This is a genomic window from Agromyces sp. Y558 (assembly GCF_059445415.1).
The window spans coordinates 372862-397782 of sequence record NZ_JCAIUH010000003.1; the positions used below are offsets into that span (position 1 = coordinate 372862).

Consider the following 24921-nt stretch of genomic DNA (forward strand, 5'->3'; position numbering starts at 1 on the left):
GAAGGAGAACCATGGCACAGGACGACCACAGCGGCGAAGAGCTCGTCGCTGCCGACTCGTCGCTCGCCGCGCACGAATTCCCTGGATCGCCCGGCACAGCGGTCATCCCGCACGACGGGTTCGAGAATCCCGGATTAGAGCCGCACCGCGCTCGCGTCACCGATGAGAACCCGAAGCGCGAGAACCGAGCCCAGCGAACGGTCTACACGCTCTTCTACCTGTCGGTGCTCGGCAGCGTGTGGGCCATCGCCGCATACATCCTCTTCCCCATCGAGTCGAACGATGTCGGCGCCGTGCGCCTCAACAACATGTTCTTCGGTTTGGGCGCCACCCTCGCGCTGCTTGCTCTCGGATTCGGCGCGGTGCACTGGGGCAAGTCGCTCATGACCTCCCCCGAGTCGATCGACATCCGTCACCCGATCAGTGGGAGCGAGGCCACGAAGCAGGGCGCCATCGAGGTGTTCCGCGAGGCCGACGAGGAGTCGGGCTTCTCTCGCCGCTCCGTCATCCGGAACAGCCTCATCGGTGCGCTCCTCGTCTTCCCGCTGCCGGCGGTCGTGCTGTTCCGCGGGCTGGCGCCACAGGATCAGCTCCCGGTCGAGCTCCTCAGCCACACGATGTGGGCGAAGGGCACTCGCCTCGCGCTCGACCCTTCCGGCGTGCCGATCAAGGCCGGCGACGTCACGATCGGCAGCGCGTTCCACGTGATCCCCGAGGGACTCAACGATCTCGAGCACGGCAAACTCGATGAGAAGGCGAAGGCTGCGGTGCTGCTCATGCGGCTCGAGCCGAGTGAGCTGCATCCGGCCCCGGGCCGTGAATCGTGGGCGTACGACGGCATCGTCGCCTACTCGAAGATCTGCACGCACGTCGGATGCCCCGTCGCGCTGTACGAGCAGCACACGCATCACCTTCTCTGCCCGTGCCACCAGTCGCAGTTCGACGTGTCGAACAACTGCGAGGTCGTCTTCGGCCCGGCGGCGCGAGCCCTTCCTCAGCTTCCGATCGCGATCGATGACGAGGGCTATCTCATCGCGCAGAGCGACTTCACCGAACCCGTCGGCCCGAGCTTCTGGGAGCGCCATTGACCACCGCATCGACGCAAACGCCCGCGCCCGCGCCCGTCAAGCGCTCATTCACGGCAGCGGCGTCCGAGTACGTCAATGATCGCACCGGAATCGCCGTCGCGATCAAAGGCCTCGGGCGTAAGGCCTTCCCCGACCACTGGTCCTTCCTCCTCGGCGAGGTCGCGCTCTTCAGCTTCATCGTCATCCTCGTCTCCGGCACCTTCCTGACGTTCTTCTTTCAGGCGTCGATGGCCGAGGTGCACTACGACGGCTCGTACGTTCCCCTGAAGGGCGTCGAGATGTCGGTGGCGATGGCATCGACGCTCGACATCTCATTCGACATCCGAGGCGGGCTCTTCGTTCGCCAGATGCACCACTGGGCAGCTCTGCTGTTCGTGGCCGCCATCGGCCTGCACATGCTGCGCGTGTTCTTCACCGGCGCGTTCCGTAAGCCTCGTGAGATCAACTGGGTGTTCGGCTTCATCCTCTTCATCCTCGCGATGGCCGAAGGGTTCACGGGATACTCGCTGCCCGACGATCTGCTCTCGGGCAACGGACTTCGCATCATCGACGGCATTCTCAAGGGCATGCCGCTCGTTGGCACGTGGGCCTCGTTCCTCTTCTTCGGCGGCGAGTTCCCCGGGACCACCATCGTCGGACGCCTCTACACGCTGCACATCCTGCTGCTGCCGGCACTCCTCGTCGCGCTCATAGCGGTTCACGTCGTGTACGTGTTCATCCACAAGCACACGCAGTTCGCCGGTCCAGGTCGCGAGCCGACCAACTCCGTCGGCCCGCCCATCCTGCCGATCTACGCGGCGAAGGCCGGCGGCTTCATGTTCATCGTCTGGGGCGTGGTCGCCCTCATCGCGGCGCTGTTCACGATCAACCCGATCTGGAACTACGGCCCGTACGATCCGTCGCCAGTCTCGGCCGGCACACAGCCCGACTGGTACATCGGATTCGCCGACGGTGCTCTTCGTCTCATCCCGCCGGGCTGGGAGTTCGTCTGGCTCGACCGCACGTGGTCCTTCAACATCCTCGTACCGCTCATCGCCATCGGCATCTTCATCGTGCTGGTGCTGATCTACCCGTTCATCGAGGCCTGGGTGAAGGGCGACAAGCGGGAGCACCACATCGCCGATCGTCCGCGGAACGCTCCCACGCGTACCGCCATCGGTGCGGCAGGCGTGACGTTCTACGCCGGCCTGTGGGCTGCGGCGAGCTCGGACATCCTGGCCACGCACTTCTCCCTCACTATGGAGGGCGTGATCCACGCGCTCCAAGCCGTGGTGATCATCGGGCCGTTCATCGCGTACTTCATCACGAAGCGCGTGTGCATCGCCTTGCAGAAGAAGGATCGCGAGATCGTGCTGCACGGCTACGAGTCGGGTCGCATCGTGAAGCTGCCCGGTGGCGAGTTCATCGAGGTGCATCAGCCGCTCGACGAGTACGACCGCTGGAGGCTCGTGAGCCAAGAGACCTACGAGCCGCTCATGCTCCGCCCGAACGCTCGTGGCAAGATCACCCTCGGTGAGCGCACGCGCGCGGCACTCTCGCGCTGGTTCTTCGAAGACCGCATTGCGCCGGTCACGAAGGGCGAGCTCGAGGCCGGGCACGAGACCCACCACTGAGAAGACCAGTAGACGGATTCGGGCACCGCGCCATGTCGATCGATTCGACTTGGCTGCGGTGCCCGAACTGTTTCCTCGATCTCGGTGCGATCGCGGATGGTGTGCTCGGTTGCGAGAGTGGGCACCGCTTCGATATCTCCAAGCAGGGCAGCGTGGCGCTCCTCCCCCCACGAGCACCGCGCACGATCGGCGACGATCGTGCGATGCTCGAGGCGCGTGCCTCACTGCTGGAGTCCGGGTCGTACGCACCGATCGCATCCGCCATCGTTGCTGCGAGTCGGCTGGCGCTCGAGCATCGGCCAGTGCACACCGCCGTCACCGCTTCGGGTGAGTCAAGTCGAGGATCTCGGATCGTCGACCTCGGTTGCGGCACCGGATACTACGCACGGCAGCTCGCCGAGGCGGTGCACGCGACTTCGGTGCTGCTGGCCGACAGATCACCGACCGCCGTGCGCATGGCGATCCGCACCGTACCTGCCTCGACAGGCGTCGTGCTCGATCTCTGGCGCCCGCTCCCGATTCGCGACGGATCAGCCGACGTTGCGATCAACGTGTTCGCACCCCGAAACCCCGCTGAATTCGCGCGCATCGTGCGTGTCGGCGGCACGCTCATCGTCGTCGTCCCGACCTCGTCTCACTTCGTCGAGCTACGCCGCCTCGGGGCCGCACTCGACGTTCCCGAAGGCAAGGCGGAACGAGTCACTGGACAATTCACCGACGTCGGATTCGATTCCTTCTCGTCGACGCGGGTCGAATACCCACTCGCGACGAACGCGACGACGCGAAGCCTCCTCGTGGATATGGGGCCAGCAGCACACCACCGGGCGGCCGCTGGCGACGTCGACGCCCCCGAAACGATGTCTGTGACGGTCTCTGTCGATGTCATCGCATTCGTCCGTGCGCAGCACGCCTCCCCTGGCCGTTCGGTCGCTGGCTGACTCGGAGAGCTCACGAGCACGAAAACAACCCCATGCACCAGATGCATGGGGCTGATTCGCTTGGTTCTCGGATGCTAGCGGGCGAAGTTCCCGCGGTAGTACTCGTAGACCCAACCGACCAGGCTGATAATGCCGAGTCCGACCGCGATGAACGAGATCCAGACGCCGATGGCGAGGCCGAGGAACATCAACGCGGCGGCGCCGGCCAGCATGATCGGCCACCAGCTCCACGGGCTGAAGAAGCCGAGCTCCGCATCGCCGTCGTCGATGTTCGCGTCGAGGCGGTCTTCTGGAAGCTCCGCTCCCTGCGCCTTGTGCACCCGGCCGAGATAGAAGGCGATGAATGCGCTCAACACGGCGGTCAGCGTGAGGGCGACGGTCCCGGCCCACTCTGGGTAGTTGAGTCCATGCGAAGCGTTGTCAGCCCAGCTCCACCCGGTGTATGTTCCCGCCACCAGCAGGAGGAAGACCGTGAGGATCCAGAAGAGATTGGCGTTCGCGCGCATTACTTGATCTCCTCCGACGCGGCGTCATAAGTGGGCGCCTGTGGGGCATCTTTCGCCGGCCCGATGCCGACGGGGATGCCGGCCTCAGGGTGGTTCAGGTCGAACGCGGGTCGCTCCGAACGGATCCGCGGGATCGACGTGAAATTGTGGCGCGGCGGCGGGCAGCTGGTCGCCCACTCGAGCGAACCGCCGTAACCCCATGGGTCGTTGACGGTCACCTTCGGTGCGCGACGAGCCGTGATGTAGACGTTCAGGAAGAACGGGATCATCGAGATGGCCAGGATGCCGGCACCGATCGTCGACAGCTGGTTCATCCAGGTGATGTTGTCTTCCGGCAGGTACGAGTAGTACCGTCGCGGCATCGCGACGACGCCGAGCCAGTGCTGGATGAGGAATGTCGTGTGGAAGCCGATGAACAGCAGCCAGAAATGCCACTTGCCGAGGGTCTCGTTCAGCATCTTGCCGGTCCACTTCGGCCACCAGAAGTAGAAGCCGGCGAACATCGCGAACACGACGGTGCCGAAGACGACGTAGTGGAAGTGAGCGACGACGAAGTACGTGTCGGAGACGTGGAAGTCCAGCGGCGGCGACGCGAGGATCACGCCCGTGAGGCCACCGAAGACGAACGTGATCAGGAAGCCGAGCGACCAGATGAGCGGCGTCTCGAACGTGATCGAGCCTCGCCACATCGTGCCGATCCAGTTGAAGATCTTCACACCGGTCGGCACGGCGATGAGCATCGTCATGAGGGCGAAGAACGGCAACAGCACCGAGCCGGTGACATACATGTGGTGCGCCCACACCGTGACCGAGAGCGCAGCGATCGCGATCGTCGCGTAGATGAGGGTCTTGTACCCGAAGATCGGCTTTCGACTGAACACCGGGAAGATCTCGGAGACGATGCCGAAGAACGGCAGGGCGATGATGTACACCTCTGGATGGCCGAAGAACCAGAAGAGGTGCTGCCAGAGGATGACGCCGCCGTTGGCTGGATCGAACACATGAGCACCGAAGATGCGGTCGGCAGCGGCGGCCAGGATCGCGGCAGCGAGCACCGGGAAGGCCATGAGCACGAGGATCGAGGTCACGAGGGTGTTCCACGTGAAGATCGGCATGCGGAACATCGTCATGCCGGGCGCGCGCATCGTGATGATCGTGGTGATGAAGTTCACCGCCCCGAGGATCGTGCCGAAGCCGGAGAGGCCGAGGCCGACCATCCAGAGGTTGCCGCCGACGCCTGGTGAGAACGTCGTCGACGCGAGTGGTTGATATGCGAACCATCCGAAGGACGCAGCGCCCTGCGGGGTGAAGAAGCCGGCGACCGCGATCAGCGAACCGAAGTTGAAGAGCCAGTACGCGAAGGCGTTCAGTCGCGGGAACGCCACGTCGGGGGCGCCGATCTGGAGCGGCATGAGCACGTTGGCGAAGCCCGCGAACAGCGGGGTCGCGAACATGAGCAGCATGATCGTGCCGTGCATCGTAAAGAGCTGGTTGTACTGCTCACGCGTCTGGATGATCTCGAGGCCCGGCTCGAAGAGCTGCGCCCTGATGATCAGCGCCATCACGCCGCCGATGCAGAAGTAGATGAACGCGGTGATCAGGTACATGTACCCGATGACCTTGTGGTCGGTGGACGTGATCCACTTGACGAGGATGTTGCCCTTGTGTTCGACCTTGGAAGAGCCGAACGGAAGCGTGCTCGCTGAGGGGCGAGCCGGTGCGGTCGTGGTGCTCATCGCGGCTTAGTGCTCCTCTTTCAGTTCGGGCGCGCCCGTTCCGGGCAGGTTCTGGTTGCGGTCGTACTCGTTGGACAGCTGGCCCTCTTGGCCGGCGTCGCGAAGCGACTCGATGTAGTCGTCGTACTCGCTCTGGGAGACGACCTCGACGTTGAAGAGCATGAGCGAGTGGTACTCGCCGCAGAGCTCGGCGCACTTGCCGGCGTAGGTGCCTTCACGCTCGGGCACGAACGACATGTAGTTGGTCTTGCCCGGGAACATGTCTTTCTTGTAGAGGAAGTCGACGACCCAGAACGAGTGGATGACGTCGCGCGACTCGAGTTCGATCTCGACGTTCGCACCGACCGGCAGGAAGAGGGTGGGCAGCTCGGACTGCACGAGTGAGCCCCTCGGGCCTTCGTCGGAGAGTTGGCCCTGGATGCCCGGCGAGTACACGTCTTCTTTGACGTAGTTGAAGTCCCAGGCCCACTGCTTCGCGATGACCTCGACCTGGACGTCGATCTGGTCTTCGGCGAAGCGCTGCTCGATCTCGGCCTGATCGCGCGCAGTGAAGGCGAAGAATCCGAGCACCAGGATGAGCGGGACGATCGTGTAGAACACCTCGATCGGCATGTTGTAACGCAACTGCACCGGCAGGCCGGTCTGACCCTTGCGGCGACGGTATGCGATGACTGCCCAGATCGTGAGCCCCCAGGTGATGACACCGACGATCAGCAGCACGATCCACGAGGTGACCCAGAGTCCGGAGACGATCTCGGTGTGGTTCGTGACCGGCGCCTCCCCCTCAAGGAATCCGGGGAGGAATCCGTTCAGCTGAGCCTGCGTGCACCCTGCGAGTACGAGGCTGAGTGACGCTGCGATCGGAATAGCAGCCCATCGGAGTCGGCGATTGTGGCGCACCGGTGACCTTTCGGGAGACTCGAAGGCGCTTCACAGCGAAGCGCGTTGATCGTTGCCTAGCCTACTCCGACTCGACGCCCGAGGTGTGCACCGGAACGCGGTGTCGGGCGTGCCGAATCACGGAATTCCCGCTCGACCGGCGGAAACGACGAAGGGAGGCCGCTCTTGCGACCTCCCTTCGGAGTAGACATCAGCGACTCAGTGGAACGAGTCGCCGCAAGCGCAGCTGCCCTCTGCGTTCGGGTTGTCGATCGTGAAACCCTGCTTCTGGATGGTGTCTTCGAAGTCGATAGAGGCGCCATCGAGGTACGGCACGCTCATCTTGTCGACGACGACCTCCACGCCCTCGAAATCGACGACGGCATCACCATCGAGGAGACGCTCGTCGAAGTAGAGCTGGTAAATGAGTCCCGAGCAGCCACCGGGTTGCACGGCGACCCGGAGGCGGAGATCGTCGCGGCCCTCCTGCTCGAGGAGGTTGCGCACCTTGTCGGCGGCGGGGTCGCTCAGCTTCACGCCGTGCGCGGTCTGGATGATCGTGTCGCTCATGTCTCTCCTCGGTGCGTCAGGAAGCGCGGAACCTGTCTCCATGGTAGCTCCCGAACCGGAGAGTGCATCCGGCACGCTCTCAGGAATCTTCCGTGCGCGCGTCGAGGCGCGCGAGGAACAGCGCCTCGCTGAGCAGCGCGCGCTGGAAGACTCCGAGGTGGAGGGACTCGTTCGGGCTGTGCGCACGGGAGTCCGGGTCCTCGACACCGGTCACGAGGATCTGCGCCGACGGGAACTCGTCGACGAGTTCCGCGATGAACGGGATGGAGCCGCCGACGCCGATCTCGACGGGCTCCTTGCCCCAGGCTTCGGCCATCGCCGCATTGGACTCGGCGACCGCCCAGCCAGATGTGTCGACGAGGAAGGGGTTGCCCAGCTCGAACGCATCGAACTCGAGCTGCGCACCGAACGGAGCGTGACGCTCGAGGTGGCCACGGATCGCCGCGAGCGCGTCCACATCGCTCTGGCCGGGCGCAACGCGGGCGCTGACCCGCACGGCGACACTCGGCACCAGTGTGTTGGAGGCGTTCGCGACCGTCGGCGCATCGATGCCCGTGATCGTGATCGAGGGCTGCGCCCAGATGCGGGAGAGGATCTCGCCTCGTCCGATCGGCGTCACGCCGTCGAGGAGGCCCGTCTCGGAGCGCAATTGCGTCTCGTCGTAGGCGGGCGTCTCGAGATCGGCTGAAGTAAGACCCTCGACCGCGACGGATCCGTCGGCGTCGTGCAGTGTCGCGAGCATCTGGATGGCCGCGAGCATGGCATCGGGCACCGCACCGCCGAACATGCCCGAATGCGATGCGTGCGCGAGCGTCGACACGCGCAGGCGGAACGCGACGGCACCCCGAAGCGCGACGGTGAGCGCCGGCGTCTCGAGGTCCCAGTTGCCGGAGTCCGCGACCACGATCGCATCGGCCGCGAGCACGTCGCGGTTCTCGCGGAGGAAGTTGGCGAACGAGAGCGACCCGGACTCCTCCTCCCCCTCGATGAACAGGGCGATTCCGAGATCGAAATCCGCGCCGAGTACTTCGGTCAGTGCCCGGATGGCGCCGACATGGGCCATCACTCCGGCCTTGTCGTCTGCGGCACCGCGCCCGTAGAGCCGATCGCCGCGCAGCGTCGGTTCGAACGGGGCGGAATCCCAGTCCTCGTCCTGTCCGGGTGGCTGCACGTCGTGGTGGGCGTAGAGCAGCACGGTCGGCCGCCCGTTGCGCGCAGCACGACGTGCCACGACCGCAGGCTTGCCGAGCGGGGCATCCGCATCGCCGCTGCCGCCGATCGCCGCACGCCGGATCTCGACGAGGTCGAACACGCCGAGCCCGCGCACGAGCTCCGCCACCGCCTCTGCGCTCGCCTCGACGTGGGCCGGATCGAACGCGGCCCACGAGACTGAGGGGATCTTCACGAGTCGCGTGAGGTCGGCGATGGTGGTCGGGAAGGCGGCTTCGACGGCACCGCGCAAGGCGTCGCTCGTTGTCGGGGTGTCGGAGGTTCCGCCGGAAGCGGGAGAAGTCTCGGTCATGCCGGTAATCTTAAGGGGAACCGATTCGAGGACTCCCGTGGCCAAGCAGCCGAACAACACCGATGAACCGAGCGCAGAGACGCTCGAAGAGACCCAGGCTCGCCTGAAGGGCAAGGGCGCGCCCACGCCGAGCCGTGCGCAGCAGGAGGCGGCCCGTAAGCGGCCGCTCGTGCCGAACGACCGTAAAGAAGCAGCGAAGCAAGCGCGCGCGAAGGCCGCCGAGTCGCGAGAGCGCGCCCGGGTCGGCATGGCCGTCGGCGACGAGCGCTACCTGCCGGCTCGCGACCGCGGCCCGCAGAAGAAGTACGTGCGCGACTATGTCGACGCGCGGTTCAGCATCGGCGAGATCCTCATCCCGGTGATGTTCGCCGTCATCCTGCTGACGTTCGTGCCGAGCCCCGAGGTGCAGTCGATCGGCATCCTCTCGCTCTGGGCGTTCTTCCTCGTCGCGGTCATCGACTCGGTCGCGCTCGGCTTCATCCTGACGAAGAAGCTCGGAGCGAAGTTCGGTGCCGACAAGGTCGAGCGGGTGCGCTGGTACGCCGCGATGCGGGCGCTGCAGCTTCGCCCGCTGCGCCTGCCGAAACCGCAGGTCAAGCGAGGGCACTACCCCTCCTGAGGCGGATGCCGCGGTGCGGGCGCCGTTCGGTCGCGACGCCCGTGACTCCGCGGCCGCGGGCGCCGCGCCAGAGAATCACGCGCGGGTGAACACTCCCCCGCGGATGAGCGGTACTCGCGTCTCCTCATCACTGAGCGAACCGTGCTGGCCGATCATCGACTCGGCCTGCCGGTTGGCCTCGCGCCGGTCGTAGTAGGCGATGCCTGCACGGGCGGCGATGACGATGTCCCCGATACGCTCGCGCACCGAGGGGTCGACGACACCGTAGAGTCCGGCGTCGATCGCCTCGTCGCGGCTCAGCACCCAGGCGCGAGACGTCTCGGCGGTGCGCCAGGACTCGAGGAGCCGGGCCCGGGAGCTCGCGTCGACCTCGGGCTCCAGGTAGAGCGAGAGACAGCGCGGCTCACCGCCGACGTGCCGCACGCCGTCGAGAAGGTCAGGATCGGCGTCGATGTACACGTGCCGGTGCGACGGTACGTCGACGACCCCGTGGTCGGCCGTGACGAGGAGACCCGCGCCTCGAGGCATCCGACGTTCGAATGCCGCGAGTTCGGCGTCGAGTTCTTCCAGCAGGGCGAGCCACCGGTCGGACTGCCAGCCGTGCGAATGCGCGGCCTGGTCGAGTTCGGGCACGTAGAGGTAGACGAGCGCCGGCTCACCGGCGGAGATGAGCCGCGCGGCCTCGGTGAAGCGGTCGGCGACGGATGCCGCTGGGCGGTACTCCGCCCCGCGGAGCACGGCGCGCGTGAACCCCGAGTCGGCGTAACGCGCAGCGCCGATCGCGTAGCTGGCGACGCCGGCCCCGCGCGCGGTCTCGAAGATGGTCGGGACGCGTTGCCAACTCTCGGGGCGCATGCGGTCGTCCCATCCGTTCAGCTGGTTGACGACGCGGTCGTGCGCGGCGTCGAGCACTCGATAGCCGACGAGTCCGTGCTCGCCCGGCGCCTTGCCCGTGGTGAACGTCGCGAGGGCCGCGGCCGTCGTCGAGGGGAACACTGTGCGGATGATGTCGCGCTTTCCCATGCGGGAGGCGAGGAATCGAGCGTGCCCCGAGCGGGATTGGAGGTTCGACGCACCCAACCCGTCGACGAGCACGACGACGACGCTCGACGCCGGCGGCAGAGCGAGGTCGTTCGTTGCCCCGCGCATGCTCGAGAGCGAACTGCCGAGCACCCCGGCAAGGCGCGGAGCTGTGTCGGCGGGCACGGGTAGCATGGCAGACATCGCGCCCATTCTGGCATAGGCCGGGCGCGCCCCTGTTCCCTGCGCGTGCGCACGCTTGCCATAGAGACGACGGATGACCCGAGCCAAGAATCAGCCCGCTGAAGAGACGATCGTCGAGCGAATCGAAGACGTCGACGTCGCCACCGAGATGCAGGGTTCGTTCCTCGAATACGCGTACTCGGTCATCTACTCGCGGGCACTGCCAGACGCTCGTGACGGGCTGAAGCCCGTGCAGCGGCGCATCCTCTACCAGATGGCCGAGATGGGCTTGCGACCCGACCGCGGGCACGTGAAATCGGCCCGCGTCGTGGGCGAGGTCATGGGCAAGTTGCACCCCCATGGCGACACGGCGATCTACGACGCACTCGTGCGCATGGCTCAGGCCTTCACTCTGCGGGTGCCGCTGATCGACGGGCACGGCAACTTCGGCTCGCTCGACGACGGGCCGGCCGCGCCGCGATACACCGAGGCGCGGCTCGCGTCCCCCGCCCTCGCGATGACCGACGGCCTCGATGAAGACGTCGTCGACTTCGTACCGAACTACGACAACCAGCTCACCCAGCCTGAGGTGCTGCCCGCCGCATACCCCAACCTGCTGGTCAACGGTGCGAGCGGCATCGCCGTCGGCATGGCCACGAACATGGCACCTCACAACCTGATCGAGGTGATTGGGGCGGCCAGGCACCTCATCGCCCATCCCAACGCGACGCTCGATGAGCTCATGGAGTTCGTTCCCGGCCCAGACCTGCCCACCGGTGGCACGATCGTCGGCCTCGCCGGCATCAAAGACGCCTATGCCACGGGTCGCGGCAGCTTCAAGACCCGCGCGAAGGTCAGTGTCGAATCCGTCACTGCTCGCAAGACCGGTCTCATCGTCACCGAGCTGCCCTACCTCGTCGGCCCCGAGAAGGTCATCGAGAAGATCAAAGACGGCGTCAACGCGAAGAAGATCAGCGGCATCTCCGACGTCACCGACCTGACCGACCGTACGCACGGTCTCCGGCTCGTGATCGGCATCAAGACGGGGTTCAGCCCCGACGCCGTGCTCGAACAGCTCTACCGGCTCACACCGCTCGAAGACTCCTTCAACATCAACAACGTCGCGCTCGTCGACGGCGGCCCGCAGACCCTCGGGCTCCGCGAACTCCTGCAGGTCTACGTGGCGCACCGCATCTCGGTGGTGACCCGCCGCTCCGAGTACCGACTCGCCCGCAAGCGCGAGCGCCTGCACCTGGTCGACGGACTCCTCATCGCCATCCTCGACATCGACGAGGTCATCCAGCTGATCCGATCGAGCGACGACACCGCGGCGGCTCGCGCCCGACTGATCGAGGTCTTCGAACTCAGCCAGGTGCAGGCCGACTACATCCTCGAACTGCAGCTTCGGCGACTCACGAAGTTCTCGCGCATCGAGCTCGAGGCCGAGCGCGACAAACTCCGCGCCGAGATCGCCGAGCTCGAGGCCCTGCTCTCGAGTCGGCATCGCATCGAAGCTCTCGTCTCCGACGAGTTGGCCGAAATCTCCGAGCGCTTCGGCACACCGCGACGCACCTTGCTCACCGATGCACGTCCCAGCATCGCGGGCGCGGCCGCGAAGCGCGCCGCCGCGGTGCTCGAAGTCGCGGATGTCCCGTGCCGGATCTTCCTCTCAGCGACCGGGCGCATCGCGCGGGTCGACCTTCCCGTCGGCGACGACGGCCCGCCGGTGATCACTACACCGGCACGCCGCAGCAAGCACGATGCCATTCGGTCCACGCTCGACACGACGAGCCGCGCCGAGATCGGCGCCGTGACGAGTCTCGGCAGGCTCATCCGCTTCACGCCCGTCGACCTCCCGATGCTGCCGCCGACGTCGGTGCAGCTGGGTGCGGGCGTGAAGATCGGCGATTACCTCACGCTCCCCAACCGTGACGAGAAGGTGCTCGCGATCGTCTCACTCGACTCCGACCGCTCGATCGCGCTCGGCACGAAGCAGGGCGTCGTCAAGCGTGTCGCCACCGGCGCGTACCCCAACAAGCCGGAGTTCGAGGTGATCGGGCTCAAGGCGGGCGACGAGGTCATCGGCGCAGTGCAGGGCGATGAGAGCGACGAGCTCGTGTTCGTGGCATCCGATGCCCAGTTGCTGCGATTCGCAGCCTCCGCGGTTCGCCCGCAAGGTTGCGCTGCCGGCGGCATGGCCGGCATCAACCTTGGCAGTGGGGCGCACGTCATTCACTTCACGAGCCTCGCCGCAGACGAAGCAGCCGAGACGGTCGTCGTCACGATCGCGGCCACGACCGACACACTGCTCGGCACCGACCCCGGCAGCGCGAAGGTCAGCGACTTCGCCGAGTTCCCGGTCAAGGGCCGCTCGACCGGTGGTGTGCGCGGGCAACGCTTCCTGAAGGGCGAAGACGCGCTGCACCTCGCCTGGGTCGGCCGCTCCCCCGCACTGGCCGTCGGCACCGATGGATCGGCCAAGCAGCTCCCCGACGGAGGCGCGAAGCGCGACGGGTCGGGTGTCCCGCTCGCGGCCGTCGTGGGTGCCATCGGGTCACGCATCGGCTGACCAGCGTCGACCGGCGCCCTTGACGCCGCGGCGCTCGAGGAGCATATTCGGCCGTGGCCGGAATCGGCGGGGCATGATGTGCACCCCCACCGGCCCCGGCGAATGGAGCAGTCGATGTCACCGACGAGCCTGCAGGCATTGTTCACGGGCGAGGTGCTCGAGCCGGGCGATGCCGGCTATGACGCGGCACGCTCCGTCTGGAACGCGATGGTCGACCGACGACCGAGGTACATCGTTCGGTGCGCCCAGACCGCCGACGTGATCGCGGCGGTGCGATTCGCCACCGAACACGGGCTCGAGATCGGCGTTCGCTGCGGCGGGCACGGCATCATCGGCCACGCCGTGCCTCAGGACGGGCTCATGATCGACCTTCGTCTGATGAACGACGTGCAGGTGGACCCGGTGCGCCGTCGTGCCCATGTGCAAGGCGGCGCCCTACTCGGCACCCTCGACGAGGCGACGCAGACGCACGGACTCGCAACGACCGCGGGCAACGTGTCGCACACCGGCGTCGGCGGGCTGGCGCTCGGCGGTGGCATGGGGTGGCTCGCCCGGCAGCACGGGCTCGCGTGCGACAACGTGGTCGCGTTCGAGGTCGTCACGGCCGCGGGTGACGTACTGCGCGCCAGCGCCGAATCGCACCCCGAACTGTACTGGGGTCTCCGTGGCGGCGGCGGCAACTTCGGCATCGTCACCGAGTTCGTCTTCGCACTGCACCGTGAGTCTGGACACGCCATCTCGGCCGAGCTGCACTACCCGACGAGCAGCGCCCGCGACGCGATGCGTCGCTGGCGCGATCTCAGCCCGGATGCCCCGCGCCAGGCGACGTCGACCGCCATCCTCGGGCCCGATACCGTGTCTCTCGGGGCGATCTGGGTCGGCGACCCCGACTCGGGCGCTGCGTACATCGACAGGTTCACCAACGCGATCGCCGCGGTCGCCGAGCCTGCGATCCGCGACATCACGCCGCTCTCGTACCGCGAGCTGCAGACACGCGATGACGATGTCGAAGGGTATGCGTGGCGTCGCTACTGGAAGGGGCACTACTTCGCCGAGTTCGGCGACGAGGCCATCGACGCCGTGCTCGACCGCGGCGGAGACGACCCGCCGAACGTGGAAATCCAGGCGTACGGCGGCGCGATCGCCGACATCGGCGAACACGAAACCGCCTTTTCGCATCGCGATACCGCGTTCGAGTTCGTCGCGGCCTCGAAGTGGACGGACCGTGCCGACGATGAGCGGCGGATCGCAGCCGCGCGCGCGTATGCGGCACCGCTCGCCCCGTATGCGAGTGGCGCGTACGTCAACGCGCTCTCGGACGAGGGCGAGGCGGGGCTCCGGCGCGCGTACCGTCCGGAGCACCTTGCACGGCTCGTCGCGGTGAAGGATGCCTACGATCCCTCGAACGTCTTCCGCTTGAACCAGAACATCAGGCCGTCGGCCTGACCGGCAAATCGCCCGCAGCGCGAGCCACTTGTGCTCCGAAGAGCGCATGTGCCCGCCCACGGCGGCCGACGACAGCGCGCGTGCGCTCGGCGCGGTCAGGCGTCGATGCGGTCGCGCTCGAGCGTGTCGGAGCTCTCGATGATGAACTCCTTGCGCGGCGCGACGTCGGTGCCCATCAGCAGCTCGAACACGCGTCCGGCGTTCTCGGCATCGCCGATGCCGACACGGCGGAGGGTGCGGTGCCGACGATCCATCGTCGTCGTCGCGAGCTGGTCGGCATCCATCTCGCCGAGTCCCTTGTAGCGCTGGATCGGGTCTTGATACCGCTTCTTCTGCTTCTCGAGCCTCTTGAGCACCCCCTGCAGCTCGGCCTCGGAGTAGGTGTAGATGGTCTCATTGGGCTTCGAGCCCGGATTCATGACCACGACGCGATGCAACGGCGGCACCGCGGCGAAAACGCGGCCGTTCTCGATCATCGGTCGCATGTAGCGGAAGAAGAGCGTGAGAAGCAACGTGCGGATGTGCGCACCGTCGACGTCGGCGTCGGCCATCAGAATGACCTTGCCGTAGCGTGCGGTCGAGAGATCGAAGCTGCGACCTGAGCCGGCTCCGATCACCTGGATGATCGAGGCGCACTCGGCGTTGCCGAGCATGTCGGCGACGCTGGCCTTCTGCACGTTCAAGATCTTGCCGCGAATCGGCAGCAGTGCCTGGTGCTCGCTGTCGCGAGCCAGCTTCGCCGTGCCGAGCGCGGAGTCGCCCTCGACGATGAAGAGCTCGCTATGGGCAACGTCGTTCGATCGGCAGTCGACGAGCTTCGCGGGCAACGAGGAGCTCTCGAGCGCGTTCTTCCGGCGCTGTGTCTCTTTGTGGGCTCGCGCGGAGATGCGCGACTTCATCTCGGCCACGACCTTGTCGAGAAGCAGCGCCGACTGCGCTTTGTCGTCGCGCTTCGTGGAGGTGAAACGCGCGCCGAGCTCGTTCGTCAGCACACTGGAGACGATGGCACGCGCGGCCGGAGTGCCGAGCACCTCCTTCGTCTGTCCTTCGAACTGCGGCTCGGGCAGGCGCACGGTGACGACTGCGGTGAGACCCGCGAGCACGTCGTCTTTCTCGAGCTTGTCGTTTCCGGCCTTCAGACGTCGCGCGTTCTGCTCGACCTGTTGGCGCAGGAACTTCAGGAGCCCCTGATCGAAGCCCGCCTGATGGGTGCCGCCCTTCGGGGTCGCGATGATGTTCACGAACGAACGGATGACCGTGTCGTACCCGGTGCCCCATCGCAGTGCGATATCGACCGCGCACTCGCGCTTCAGCTCGGTGGGCACCATGGCGCCGCCGTCGGTGAGCACGGGAACGGTCTCGGTGAAGTGGCCGACTCCGGTCAGACGCCAGATATCGGTGAGCGGGGCATCGGACGCCAGGTGCTCGACGAACTCGGAGATGCCGCCCTCGAACTGGAACGAGGTGGTGTGCGGTGCCTCGCCGCGTTCATCGGTGACGTCGAGCGCGAGGCCGGGCACGAGGAATGCCGTCTGTCGGGCGCGGCCGAGCAGCTCTTCGGTCTGGAACTCCGCACCCTTCGTGAAGATCTGACGGTCGGCCCAGTATCGGATGCGCGTGCCGGTCACGCCCTTGCGGACCTTGCCGACCACACGAAGCTCGCTGCGCTGTTCGAACGGCGTGAACGGGGCGTCGGGTGACGGGGCCCCCGCGTCGGCGAAGTTGCCGGGTTCGCCCCGATGGAACGACATCGCCCAGGTCTTGCCGTCACGATCAACCTCGACATCGAGACGCTCGGAGAGGGCGTTGACGACGGAGGCGCCGACGCCGTGCAGACCGCCTGAGGCCGCGTAGGAACCCGAGCCGAACTTGCCGCCCGCGTGCAGCTTCGTGAAGACGACCTCGACACCCGAGAGCCCGGTCTTCGGTTCGATGTCGACCGGGATGCCGCGTGCACTGTCGCGCACTTCGACGCTGCCATCGGGGTGCAGCGTCACGCCGATGTCGGTGCCATGGCCTGCGAGCGCCTCGTCGACAGAGTTGTCGATGATCTCCCAGAGGCAGTGCATGAGGCCACGCGAGTCGGTCGAGCCGATGTACATGCCGGGGCGCTTGCGCACGGCCTCGAGGCCTTCGAGCACGGAGAGATGGCGGGCGGAATAGTCGGAGCTCACGTCGGTCAAGCTTACTGAGCCGCACCGACACATCTGGTCAGACGCTACGCGCTGAGCGAAATGCCCGGCCCAACGGAAGGAACCAGGCCTCCCCCGTGTTTTCATTGATGAACGGAACACCGAGCATGAGCGACGAAGGAGGAGCCATGACCCAATACACCGAGACCACCGGTGCGGTCGATGAACTCGAGACCCCTTACGAGCTCACCGCGCTCGATCGATGTGACGCGTGCGGCGCGCAGGCGTACATCCGCGTCGTCGTCGCGAGCGGCGAGCTGCTGTTCTGCGCCCACCACGGTCGCAAGCACCAGGAGAAGCTCTCGCAGATCGCCCACAGCTGGCACGACGAGTCGAGCAAGCTGCTGGCTGACGACCGCAACTGACACGAACAACTGCCACGAACTCGCGAACGCCCCGGGTCAACCGGGGCGTTCGTCGTTTCCCGGCATCTCGGCGCTGAGCGTCCGACCTTGCTCGCATCCGACCTCGCTGACCTGGCCCACCGCCGTCAGGACGCGGGGACGGCTACTCCAGCCGCGGTGAGTTGCGCCGCCCGAGCCGCCGAAGCGTACCCGTCGACGGTTCGTGCCCGCTCTCCGGGGGTGTACTCGAGCCCGGCACGGGAGGCCATGATGCCGAGCAGATGATCGGCGAACGCTGGATTCTTCGCGAGCACCGGTCCGTGCAGGTGAGTGCCGTAGACACTGCCCATGGCCACGCCCTCTTGACCCGACTCACGTCCGTTGCCGTGTCCGGCCTGCACGCGGCCGAGCGGAGAGCCTTCCGCGCCGACGTAGTCGCGGGCGTGGTTCTCGAAGCCGACGAGGGTTCCCAATCGAGGCACCTTCACGACGAGGTCGCCGGTGACTCGGCCGGCTCGAGGCACGGCCCTGCCAGGAAGGATGCCGAGACCCTCGACGGTACGGCCGTCGGCCAGCTCGATGCCCCAGCTCAGGAGTTCCCATCCGGTGCCGATCGAGAGGATGGGCAGACCTTCGGTGCCCCAACGGCGCAGCTCGTCGTGCATCGTGATGAGCGCAGCTCGGCTCTGATCGAGCGCAGCGTCGCTGCCGGAACCGAGGACGACCGCATCGACCCGCTCGGGCAGGTCGGCGGGCCCCTCGACGTCGACGACCTGAGCAGCCACGCCGGCCCAGTTCGCCCGGGATGCGAGCACTCGCGCGTTCTCCGCGTCGCCGTTGGTGTTCGCCAGCCCGGGCAGCAGCGAGACGATGGTGAGGGTCATTCTGCTCCCGCGAGTCCGAGATGGGCGCGTGTGCGGCGCATCGCATCGGCCGTGAAGACGATGGTCTTCACCCCGACGGCAGGCACCGGCATCGCGAGGAAGTCGTCGAGCGCACGCGAAAGGTCGGGCTCGACGCGGTCGATGTCGACGCCGTCGTATGCGAGCATCAACGCGGCCTCAGCCGCCTTCGACCCGCTCACGATCGAGACACGGCCGAGCGAAGAGGCATCCGTCGGCCAGAAGTACGACGGGTCGCGCACGTCGGAGCCGATCGCGAACAACACCTGCTCGGTGCCCGGCGCAATGCTGTCGACGTTGAGTTGGTAGCTTGTGGGGTTCTGCACGAGCACGAACTCGACCTCGTGGCCGCGCACGCGTGTGCGCTCGCCTCGGCCGAACACCGCGGGGATCGCGCTGAGCGCACTCGACGCCGTCTCGGGCGAGAACCGGTCGGTGAGAACCGCCTTGGCCGTCGCGTACGCAGCGGCAGCATCGACCGCATAGTGGATGCCACGGGCTGGAAGTCCGATCGCGACGGATGACCCAGCATCGTCGAGCACCGCGGCCGCGCCGTCGACCGAGTCGACGAGCACGCCCGAGCCGGTCGGCAGTCGGGCGGCACTCGTCTCGGTGTAGCCGAGCCCGCGAGGGGCGGCAGCCAGCACCTCGGGTGCGACCCCGAAGCGATGCACGGCGACATTCGGCGGCACGCGCTTCGCGATGCGCTCGAGGTAGGCGTCGTCGGCGTTCACGATGACCGCCTCACCAGCCCGTGCTGCGATGCGTTCGAGCATCGCCGCGACCATCTCCGAGTCGTGGAATCGGTCGATCTGGTCGACCATGACGTTCATGAGCGTGACGACGCGCGCATCGACACCCTGCATGACGAGGGCGCCATGGCCCTCGTCCATCTCGAGCACCGCGACGTCGCCGGGTACCCGCCCACGCCAGTCGGCCTGTTCGAGCAGCGCCGACGTCAGCCCCTGACTGATGTTGGCGGTCGATGGATTCGTGAACACGTCGACGCCATGGGCGCGAAGGATCGCGACGAGCATCTTCGTCGTCGTCGACTTGCCACTTGATCCCGAAACGACCACGAGTCCTTGCGGAAACCCCGAGAGCGTGCGTTTCAGGTAGCCGGGCGCGATGCGGTTGACAACGAGGCCCGGAACAGCCGATCCGCCGCCGGGCTTGCGCAGCCGGGCGGCGAATCGGGTGAGCCTGCCGACGAGGATCGCCGGGGCGTAGCGCACTGGTGGCCTACTCCAGGTAGTCGCGGAGCGACTGCGAGCGCGAGGGGTGGCGGAGCTTCGCCATCGTCTTCGACTCGATCTGGCGGATGCGCTCGCGCGTGACTCCGAACGTGTCACCGATCTGGTCGAGGGTCTTCGGCATGCCGTCACCGAGGCCGAAGCGCATGCGGATGACGCCGGCCTCGCGCTCGCTGAGCGAGTCGAGCAGCGACTCGAGCTGCTTCTGCAGCATCGTGAAGCCGACCGCGTCGGCCGGGACGACCGCTTCGGTGTCTTCGATGAGGTCACCGAACTCGCTGTCGCCGTCTTCACCGAGCGGTGTGTGCAGCGAGATCGGCTCGCGGCCGTACTTCTGCACCTCGATGACCTTCTCGGGGGTCATGTCGAGCTCGCGGCTCAGCTCTTCGGGCGTGGGCTCGCGGCCGAGATCTTGCAGCATCTGGCGCTGCACGCGGGCGAGCTTGTTGATGACCTCGACCATGTGCACCGGGATGCGGATGGTGCGTGCCTGGTCGGCCATGGCGCGCGTGATCGCCTGGCGGATCCACCACGTCGCGTAGGTCGAGAACTTGAATCCCTTGGTGTAGTCGAACTTCTCGACCGCACGGATGAGACCCAGGTTGCCCTCTTGGATGAGGTCGAGGAACTGCATGCCACGACCGGTGTAGCGCTTCGCGAGCGAGACGACCAGGCGCAGGTTCGCACCCAGGAGGTGACTCTTCGCGCGCTGTCCGTCTTTCGCGACCCACTGCAGCTCACGACCGAGTTGCGAACGCTTCTCGGCATCGGACATGTGCGAGAGCTTTTCTTCGGCGAACAGGCCCGCCTCGATGCGCATCGCCAGCTCGACCTCTTCGGCCGCGTTCAGGAGCGCGACCTTGCCGATCTGCTTCAGGTAGTCCTTGACGGGGTCGGCCGTCGCACCCGTGATGGCGCTCGAGTAGACGGGGACCTCGTCTTCGTCGTCGACCGCGCGCAGCACGAGCGCACCCGTGGGGTGCGGCTCGACCGCAACGGGCTTCGCGTCGTCATCATCACCCGCATCGGCCTCGACATCGACCGCCTCGAGTTCTTCAGTCTCTTCTTCGCCGACCTTGGCCTTGCCTCTCGGCTTGGCCGGTGCCTTCGCGGTGGCCGTGCGCGGCGCCTTCGCCACAGGCGTAGCCGCCGCCTTCGCCGTCGTCTTCGCGGCGGTCGACTTCGCGGCCGACGCGCGCTTCACGGCGGGCTTGTCCGCCTCGCTCGCAGCCTTCGTCGCGGCTTTCGTCGTTGCCATTCGTTGAACCTCTCCTACCGTCGTGCGGCGTGTACCCGTTCGGGCGCGGCTCGTGCACTCGGCCGGTCGTTTTCGGACATCATGTCGTTTTCGGACACTACGAGGACCCATGTCAAGTCCGCTTGTTCGGTGCGAGGGTGTCACGCCGGCGGACCAGAACGGGTCCTGATCACCATTATACAGACCGATACACCGGATCGCTCCCGATGCTGGCGGCCCGCGCCCTCGGTAATGAGAACGTCGGCGACGTGACCGGAATTCCCTGGTCGCTCAGACCCCGCGCGGCGTGTCGCCGTCGTTCGTGCGACGGTACGCGAGGAACTTCTCGAGCTCGGCCGCGATCTCATCGGCGGAGGGCAGCTCGCCGTCTTCGTCGGTGAGCGGTGAGCGCAGCGTCGTGCCCTCCATGTAGGAATCATGTCGCTGCTCGAGGGTGCCGACGAGCTTGGAGAGTTCAGGGTTCTCGGAGACCTGCTCATCGATGCGTGCGACGAACTCACGTCCTTGTTCGCGGAGCGCATCGGTCGGGAAGATGCGGCCGGTCGCCGCGCTGATCGCCTCGAGGGCGGCGATCGCCGCCGATGGGTATTCGGCGTCGGAAAGGTAGTGCGGGATGAGCAGGACGAATCCGGTCGTCGGGTGCTCGAGCTCCTGCAGTCGGTACTCCACGAGGTGCAGCGCGTTCGCGGGCACCTGCGTCGTGGGCCGCCAGATCGACATCGCCTCGATGAGCTCTGCACGGTTGCCGCTGACCGTGACGCCGATCGCACGCGTGTGCGGCACCGGCATGGGGATCGAATTGATCCAGGTCGTCGACGACACCTCGAACTGCTCGATCAGACCGAGCACCGCAGCACTGAACCGCTTCCACTGGAAGTCGGGCTCGTAGCCGGTGAGGAGCAGGAACGGCTGCCCGAGCTCGTCGGTCGCGAGGTCGAGACTGAGTCGCGGCGGCGTGTAGTCGGCCAGGTGATCGCCCTCGAAGAGGATGATCGGGCGGCGCGCGCGATAGTCGAGCAGCTCGTCGGCGTCGAACGTCGCCACGACCATGCTGTCGAGGGTTGCGAGCAGGTACTCGGCGGTCTGCGCGACGGCCGCCCCTGCGTCGGCGAAGCCCGTGAGTCCCGCGACGAGCGGCAGGCCCGAGGGCACCACCACATCGGGGTTCAGCTCGTAGAGGGAACGAGGTTCGCGCATGTCCTCAAGCCTACTGAGGTCGACGGAGACCTCCTCCGGATCGGCTCCGTCGGCGTGATGCCGAGAGCGAACACGTACGATCGGCTGCATGCCCGTTCCGACCTTTTCCGTGACCGACTCTCCCGCAGCCTCTTCCGACGCCGACGTCGTCGTGCTCGCCGCACGCAAGGGCGCAGAGGGCGCAGAGCTCCTCGCCGCGCCCGGATTCGAGTGGGTGACACCGCTTCTCGACGTGTTCGACATCGGCGGTGCACCCGATGAATTCGTGCGGCTGCCGGCTCCCGACGGCGGACCGCGAATCGTGGCCGTGGCCGGCATCGGCGACCGAGCGGATGCCGCGAGCCTCCGTCTCGCCGCCGGCAGCGCGCTGCGCCAGCTCAACGGCCCGCTCTCCGTGGCGATCGCCATCCCGACCGACGATGCCGACGAGGCTGCCGCCCTGCTCGAAGGCGCGGCGCTCGGCGCCTACGGCTACGGCGAATACCGCTCCGACCCGAAGCCGCGCCCGACGCAGATCACCCTTCATTCCACCTTCGATGAGCGCGCGGTCGGCATCGACCGGGTGCGCGCGGTCGTCACTGCGGTTGCACGCACCAAAGACCTCGTCAACATGCCGCCTGCTGACCTGTTCCCGGCGCGTCTCGCCGAGATCGCCGTGGAGGCGGCAACTGCCGTCGGCATCACCTCCCGGGTATGGGACGAAGAGGCGCTCGCCGCCGACGGCTTCTCCGGAATCCTTGCGGTGGGCCGGGGGTCGAGCCGCGGCCCGCGGCTCGTGCGCCTCGAGTATGCGCCGGTCGGGGCATCCGTTCACCTGGCACTCGTCGGCAAGGGCATCACCTACGATTCGGGCGGCATTTCGCTGAAGCCCATGGGCTCGCTGGTCGGCATGAAGACCGACATGGCCGGGGCCGCGGCGATCCTGGCGGCCATGGTGGCACTGGCCGAACTCGAGGCGCCGATCCGCATCACCGGATGGCTCTGCCTCGCCGAGAACCTGCCTTCCTCGACTGCGGTGCGGCCGAACGACGTGCTGCGCATCCGCGGCGGCAAGACCGTCGAAGTAATCAACACCGACGCCGAGGGCCGTCTCGTGCTCGCCGACGGCCTCGTCGCGGCGAGCGAAGAGCAGCCCGACGCGATCGTCGACGTCGCGACGCTCACTGGCGCGCAGGTCGTCGCACTCGGTCATCGCATCGCCGGCGTCATGGGCGACGACGACCTCGTCGAGCAAGTGCGCGACGCAGCGGAGCAGGTCGACGAACGCACCTGGCCGATGCCCCTTCCCCGCGATCTCATGCAGTACTTGAAGTCGGATGTCGCCGACCTGACGAACACCAAGCTGGGCATGACGGTCCCCGGAATGCTCCTGGCCGGCGTGTTCCTGCGCGAGTTCGTGGGTACCCGTGAGGGCACCGACGTACGCATTCCGTGGGCGCACATCGACATCGCGGGGCCGTCGAACAACACCGGCGGCGGCTACGGATACACCGGCACGGGCGCCACCGGCGCCGCGGTTCGCACCCTCGTTCGGCTGGGCGAGCGGCTCGCCGCCAAGTAGTAAGGTCATATGGGCGAGAACGTCGCCCATACACCCTGTCCCGGCAACCAACCGGAGACAGTCCGTGTCGCAGATCTGGTGCGCAAGGGAGATTGCGGTTGTCCGAGCAGAACTTTGACATTGTCGTCCTGGGCGGAGGCAGCGCGGGCTACGCGGCTGCGATCCGCGCCGTTGAACTCGGCCTCACGGCCGTGGTGATCGAGAAGGACAAACTCGGCGGCACATGTCTGCACCGCGGCTGCATCCCGACGAAGGCCCTGCTGCATTCGGCGGAGGTCGCCGAGGTTTCGCGGGAGTCCGCGAAGTACGGCGTGAAGACCGCATTCGAGGGCATCGACATCGCCGGGGTCTCCGCGTATCGCGAGGGCATCGTGGCGAGCAAGTTCAAGGGCCTGCAGGGCCTGCTGAAGGCCCGCGGCATCCCCGTGGTCGCCGGTGTGGGCCGACTCGTCGGCGCCAACACGGTGGCCGTCGGCGACGACCGCTACGTCGGCAAGAACGTCGTGCTCGCGACCGGTTCGTACTCGCGCTCGCTGCCAGGCCTCGAAATCAACGGCCGCGTCATCACGAGCGAGCAAGCGCTCGAGCTCGACTTCATCCCGAAGAAGGTCGCCGTGCTCGGCGGCGGCGTCATCGGCGTCGAGTTCGCGAGCGTGTGGAAGTCCTTCGGCGCCGAGGTGACCATCATCGAAGCGCTCCCCCACCTCGTACCCAACGAAGAGGAGACGATCTCCAAGCAGCTCGAGCGCGCCTTCCGCAAGCGGGGCATCGAGTACTCGCTCGGCGTTCGATTCCAGAGCGTGACCCAGAACGATGACGGTGTCGTGGTCACGCTCGAGAACGGCACCACCTACGAGGCCGAGCTGCTGCTCGTCGCCGTCGGGCGCGGGCCGGTCACCCAGAACCTCGGCTACGAAGAGGCCGGCGTCACGATCGATCGCGGTTTCGTGATCACGAACGATCGTCTCGAGACGAGCGTGCCGGGTGTCTACGCCGCCGGCGACATCGTGCCCGGCCTCCAACTCGCGCACCGCAGCTACCAGCAGGGCATCTTCATCGCCGAAGAGATCGCGGGTCTCTCGCCGATCATCGTCGAGGATGTCAACATCCCGAAGATCACGTACTGCGAGCCCGAGGTGGCCTCCGTCGGCTACACCGAGGCGAAGGCTGCCGAGAAGTTCGGCGCCGACCAGGTGTCGGCCTACGAGTACAACCTCGCAGGCAACGGCAAGAGCAGCATCCTCGGCACCACCGGTTCGGTCAAGGTCGTGCGCGTCAACGACGGACCGATCGTCGGAGTGCACATGATCGGCGGCCGAGTCGGCGAGCTGATCGCCGAGGCCCAGCTCGCCGTGAACTGGGAGGCCTACCCTGAAGACATCGCCCCGTTCATCCACGCCCACCCGACCCAGGGCGAGGCGTTCGGCGAGGCCGTGCTGAAGCTGGCAGGCAAGCCGCTTCATGCCATCTGAACCCGTCGTACGTATCGACGACTGCAATAAGCTAGAAAGCGTTCCCACGCTGT

Annotated in this window: 20 protein-coding genes; 9 read left to right on the top strand and 11 right to left on the bottom strand. The window is 66.7% G+C overall.

Going from position 1 to position 24921, the window contains the following annotated elements; genetic code table 11:
* Positions 1-11 precede the first annotated feature (11 nt).
* From qcrA to AC1C2T_RS16655, 3 genes are read left to right on the top strand one after another with little or no spacing between them, the layout of a single operon-like run.
* Positions 12-1088 carry a cytochrome bc1 complex Rieske iron-sulfur subunit gene (qcrA, locus tag AC1C2T_RS16645; protein ID WP_495360041.1) on the top strand — a complete coding sequence of 359 codons (1077 nt, stop codon included), beginning with the start codon at positions 12-14 and terminating at the stop codon, positions 1086-1088.
* Positions 1085-2701: a cytochrome bc1 complex cytochrome b subunit gene (gene qcrB, locus AC1C2T_RS16650; protein ID WP_495386031.1), complete on the top strand. Its 1617-nt coding sequence runs from the start codon at positions 1085-1087 to the stop codon at positions 2699-2701. The genes qcrA and qcrB overlap by 4 nt, the downstream gene beginning before the upstream one ends.
* Positions 2702-2733: 32 nt before the next feature.
* The gene (locus AC1C2T_RS16655) at positions 2734-3639 is read left to right on the top strand and encodes a methyltransferase domain-containing protein (protein WP_495386032.1); all 906 of its coding nucleotides are present in this window, start codon (positions 2734-2736) and stop codon (positions 3637-3639) included.
* 74 nt (positions 3640-3713) lie between these two features.
* On the opposite strand, the gene AC1C2T_RS16660 is transcribed toward AC1C2T_RS16655, so the two are convergent.
* From AC1C2T_RS16660 to AC1C2T_RS16680, 5 genes are all read right to left on the bottom strand, one after another.
* Positions 3714-4145: a cytochrome c oxidase subunit 4 gene (locus AC1C2T_RS16660; RefSeq protein ID WP_495360044.1), complete on the bottom strand. Its 432-nt coding sequence runs from the start codon at positions 4143-4145 to the stop codon at positions 3714-3716.
* Positions 4145-5881: an aa3-type cytochrome oxidase subunit I gene (ctaD, locus tag AC1C2T_RS16665; protein WP_495360045.1), complete on the bottom strand. Its 1737-nt coding sequence runs from the start codon at positions 5879-5881 to the stop codon at positions 4145-4147. The genes AC1C2T_RS16660 and ctaD overlap by 1 nt, the downstream gene beginning before the upstream one ends.
* Before the next feature lie 6 nt (positions 5882-5887).
* A complete protein-coding gene (gene ctaC, locus AC1C2T_RS16670) occupies positions 5888-6781 on the bottom strand; it encodes an aa3-type cytochrome oxidase subunit II (RefSeq protein ID WP_495360046.1) in 894 nt (297 codons plus the stop codon).
* A 198-nt stretch (positions 6782-6979) separates the two neighbouring features.
* Positions 6980-7330, bottom strand: coding sequence for an iron-sulfur cluster insertion protein ErpA (gene erpA / locus AC1C2T_RS16675; protein WP_495360047.1), 351 nt, complete (start codon positions 7328-7330; stop codon positions 6980-6982).
* Between the two features lie 79 nt (positions 7331-7409).
* Positions 7410-8852, bottom strand: coding sequence for a dipeptidase (locus tag AC1C2T_RS16680; protein ID WP_495386033.1), 1443 nt, complete (start codon positions 8850-8852; stop codon positions 7410-7412).
* Positions 8853-8889: 37 nt separating this feature from the next.
* Between AC1C2T_RS16680 and AC1C2T_RS16685 the strand changes: the two genes are divergently transcribed.
* Positions 8890-9471, top strand: coding sequence for a DUF3043 domain-containing protein (locus AC1C2T_RS16685; RefSeq protein WP_495360049.1), 582 nt, complete (start codon positions 8890-8892; stop codon positions 9469-9471).
* Between the two features lie 75 nt (positions 9472-9546).
* Here the strand turns inward: AC1C2T_RS16685 and AC1C2T_RS16690 are convergent, their stop codons facing one another.
* Entirely contained in the window at positions 9547-10695 is a 1149-nt protein-coding gene (locus AC1C2T_RS16690; RefSeq protein ID WP_495386034.1) for an alkaline phosphatase family protein, read from the bottom strand.
* Positions 10696-10768: 73 nt separating this feature from the next.
* Here AC1C2T_RS16690 and AC1C2T_RS16695 point away from each other — a divergent pair, with 73 nt between their 5' ends.
* A complete protein-coding gene (locus tag AC1C2T_RS16695) occupies positions 10769-13243 on the top strand; it encodes a DNA gyrase/topoisomerase IV subunit A (protein ID WP_495386035.1) in 2475 nt (824 codons plus the stop codon).
* A 114-nt stretch (positions 13244-13357) separates the two neighbouring features.
* On the top strand, positions 13358-14689 hold the full coding sequence (locus tag AC1C2T_RS16700) for an FAD-binding oxidoreductase (protein WP_495386036.1): 1332 nt from the start codon (positions 13358-13360) through the stop codon (positions 14687-14689).
* Positions 14690-14784: 95 nt separating this feature from the next.
* Here AC1C2T_RS16700 and AC1C2T_RS16705 read toward each other — a convergent pair whose 3' ends face one another.
* Entirely contained in the window at positions 14785-16863 is a 2079-nt protein-coding gene (locus AC1C2T_RS16705; RefSeq protein ID WP_495360053.1) for a DNA gyrase/topoisomerase IV subunit B, read from the bottom strand.
* A gap of 146 nt (positions 16864-17009) precedes the next feature.
* Between AC1C2T_RS16705 and AC1C2T_RS16710 the strand changes: the two genes are divergently transcribed.
* A complete protein-coding gene (locus AC1C2T_RS16710) occupies positions 17010-17246 on the top strand; it encodes a DUF7455 domain-containing protein (RefSeq protein WP_495360054.1) in 237 nt (78 codons plus the stop codon).
* 125 nt (positions 17247-17371) lie between these two features.
* Here the strand turns inward: AC1C2T_RS16710 and AC1C2T_RS16715 are convergent, their stop codons facing one another.
* From AC1C2T_RS16715 to AC1C2T_RS16730, 4 genes are all read right to left on the bottom strand, one after another.
* Complete coding sequence (locus tag AC1C2T_RS16715) at positions 17372-18109, bottom strand: type 1 glutamine amidotransferase (RefSeq protein ID WP_495360055.1); 738 nt, start codon at positions 18107-18109, stop codon at positions 17372-17374.
* Positions 18106-19362 (bottom strand): Mur ligase family protein, encoded by a 1257-nt coding sequence (locus AC1C2T_RS16720; protein WP_495386037.1) that lies wholly within the window; start codon positions 19360-19362, stop codon positions 18106-18108. Before AC1C2T_RS16720 ends, AC1C2T_RS16715 begins: the two co-directional genes overlap by 4 nt.
* A gap of 7 nt (positions 19363-19369) precedes the next feature.
* Positions 19370-20749, bottom strand: coding sequence for an RNA polymerase sigma factor (locus tag AC1C2T_RS16725; protein ID WP_495360057.1), 1380 nt, complete (start codon positions 20747-20749; stop codon positions 19370-19372).
* A 159-nt stretch (positions 20750-20908) separates the two neighbouring features.
* A complete protein-coding gene (locus tag AC1C2T_RS16730; protein ID WP_495386038.1) occupies positions 20909-21835 on the bottom strand; it encodes a proteasome assembly chaperone family protein in 927 nt (308 codons plus the stop codon).
* Positions 21836-21923: 88 nt separating this feature from the next.
* Between AC1C2T_RS16730 and AC1C2T_RS16735 the strand changes: the two genes are divergently transcribed.
* Positions 21924-23396 carry a leucyl aminopeptidase gene (locus tag AC1C2T_RS16735; RefSeq protein WP_495386039.1) on the top strand — a complete coding sequence of 491 codons (1473 nt, stop codon included), beginning with the start codon at positions 21924-21926 and terminating at the stop codon, positions 23394-23396.
* Between the two features lie 98 nt (positions 23397-23494).
* A complete protein-coding gene (gene lpdA / locus AC1C2T_RS16740) occupies positions 23495-24868 on the top strand; it encodes a dihydrolipoyl dehydrogenase (protein WP_495360060.1) in 1374 nt (457 codons plus the stop codon).
* The last annotated feature ends 53 nt before the right edge of the window (positions 24869-24921 follow it).

Coding starts and splice junctions, on each gene's coding strand:
- qcrA (WP_495360041.1), top strand. CDS start 12: ATGGCACAGGACGACCACAGCGGCGAAGAGCTCGTCGCTGCCGACTCG.
- AC1C2T_RS16655 (WP_495386032.1), top strand. CDS start 2,734: ATGTCGATCGATTCGACTTGGCTGCGGTGCCCGAACTGTTTCCTCGAT.
- AC1C2T_RS16660 (WP_495360044.1), bottom strand. CDS start 4,145: ATGCGCGCGAACGCCAATCTCTTCTGGATCCTCACGGTCTTCCTCCTG.
- ctaD (WP_495360045.1), bottom strand. CDS start 5,881: ATGAGCACCACGACCGCACCGGCTCGCCCCTCAGCGAGCACGCTTCCG.
- erpA (WP_495360047.1), bottom strand. CDS start 7,330: ATGAGCGACACGATCATCCAGACCGCGCACGGCGTGAAGCTGAGCGAC.
- AC1C2T_RS16680 (WP_495386033.1), bottom strand. CDS start 8,852: ATGACCGAGACTTCTCCCGCTTCCGGCGGAACCTCCGACACCCCGACA.
- AC1C2T_RS16690 (WP_495386034.1), bottom strand. CDS start 10,695: ATGTCTGCCATGCTACCCGTGCCCGCCGACACAGCTCCGCGCCTTGCC.
- AC1C2T_RS16695 (WP_495386035.1), top strand. CDS start 10,769: ATGACCCGAGCCAAGAATCAGCCCGCTGAAGAGACGATCGTCGAGCGA.
- AC1C2T_RS16700 (WP_495386036.1), top strand. CDS start 13,358: ATGTCACCGACGAGCCTGCAGGCATTGTTCACGGGCGAGGTGCTCGAG.
- AC1C2T_RS16710 (WP_495360054.1), top strand. CDS start 17,010: ATGACCCAATACACCGAGACCACCGGTGCGGTCGATGAACTCGAGACC.
- AC1C2T_RS16715 (WP_495360055.1), bottom strand. CDS start 18,109: ATGACCCTCACCATCGTCTCGCTGCTGCCCGGGCTGGCGAACACCAAC.
- AC1C2T_RS16725 (WP_495360057.1), bottom strand. CDS start 20,749: ATGGGTCCTCGTAGTGTCCGAAAACGACATGATGTCCGAAAACGACCG.
- AC1C2T_RS16730 (WP_495386038.1), bottom strand. CDS start 21,835: ATGCGCGAACCTCGTTCCCTCTACGAGCTGAACCCCGATGTGGTGGTG.
- AC1C2T_RS16735 (WP_495386039.1), top strand. CDS start 21,924: ATGCCCGTTCCGACCTTTTCCGTGACCGACTCTCCCGCAGCCTCTTCC.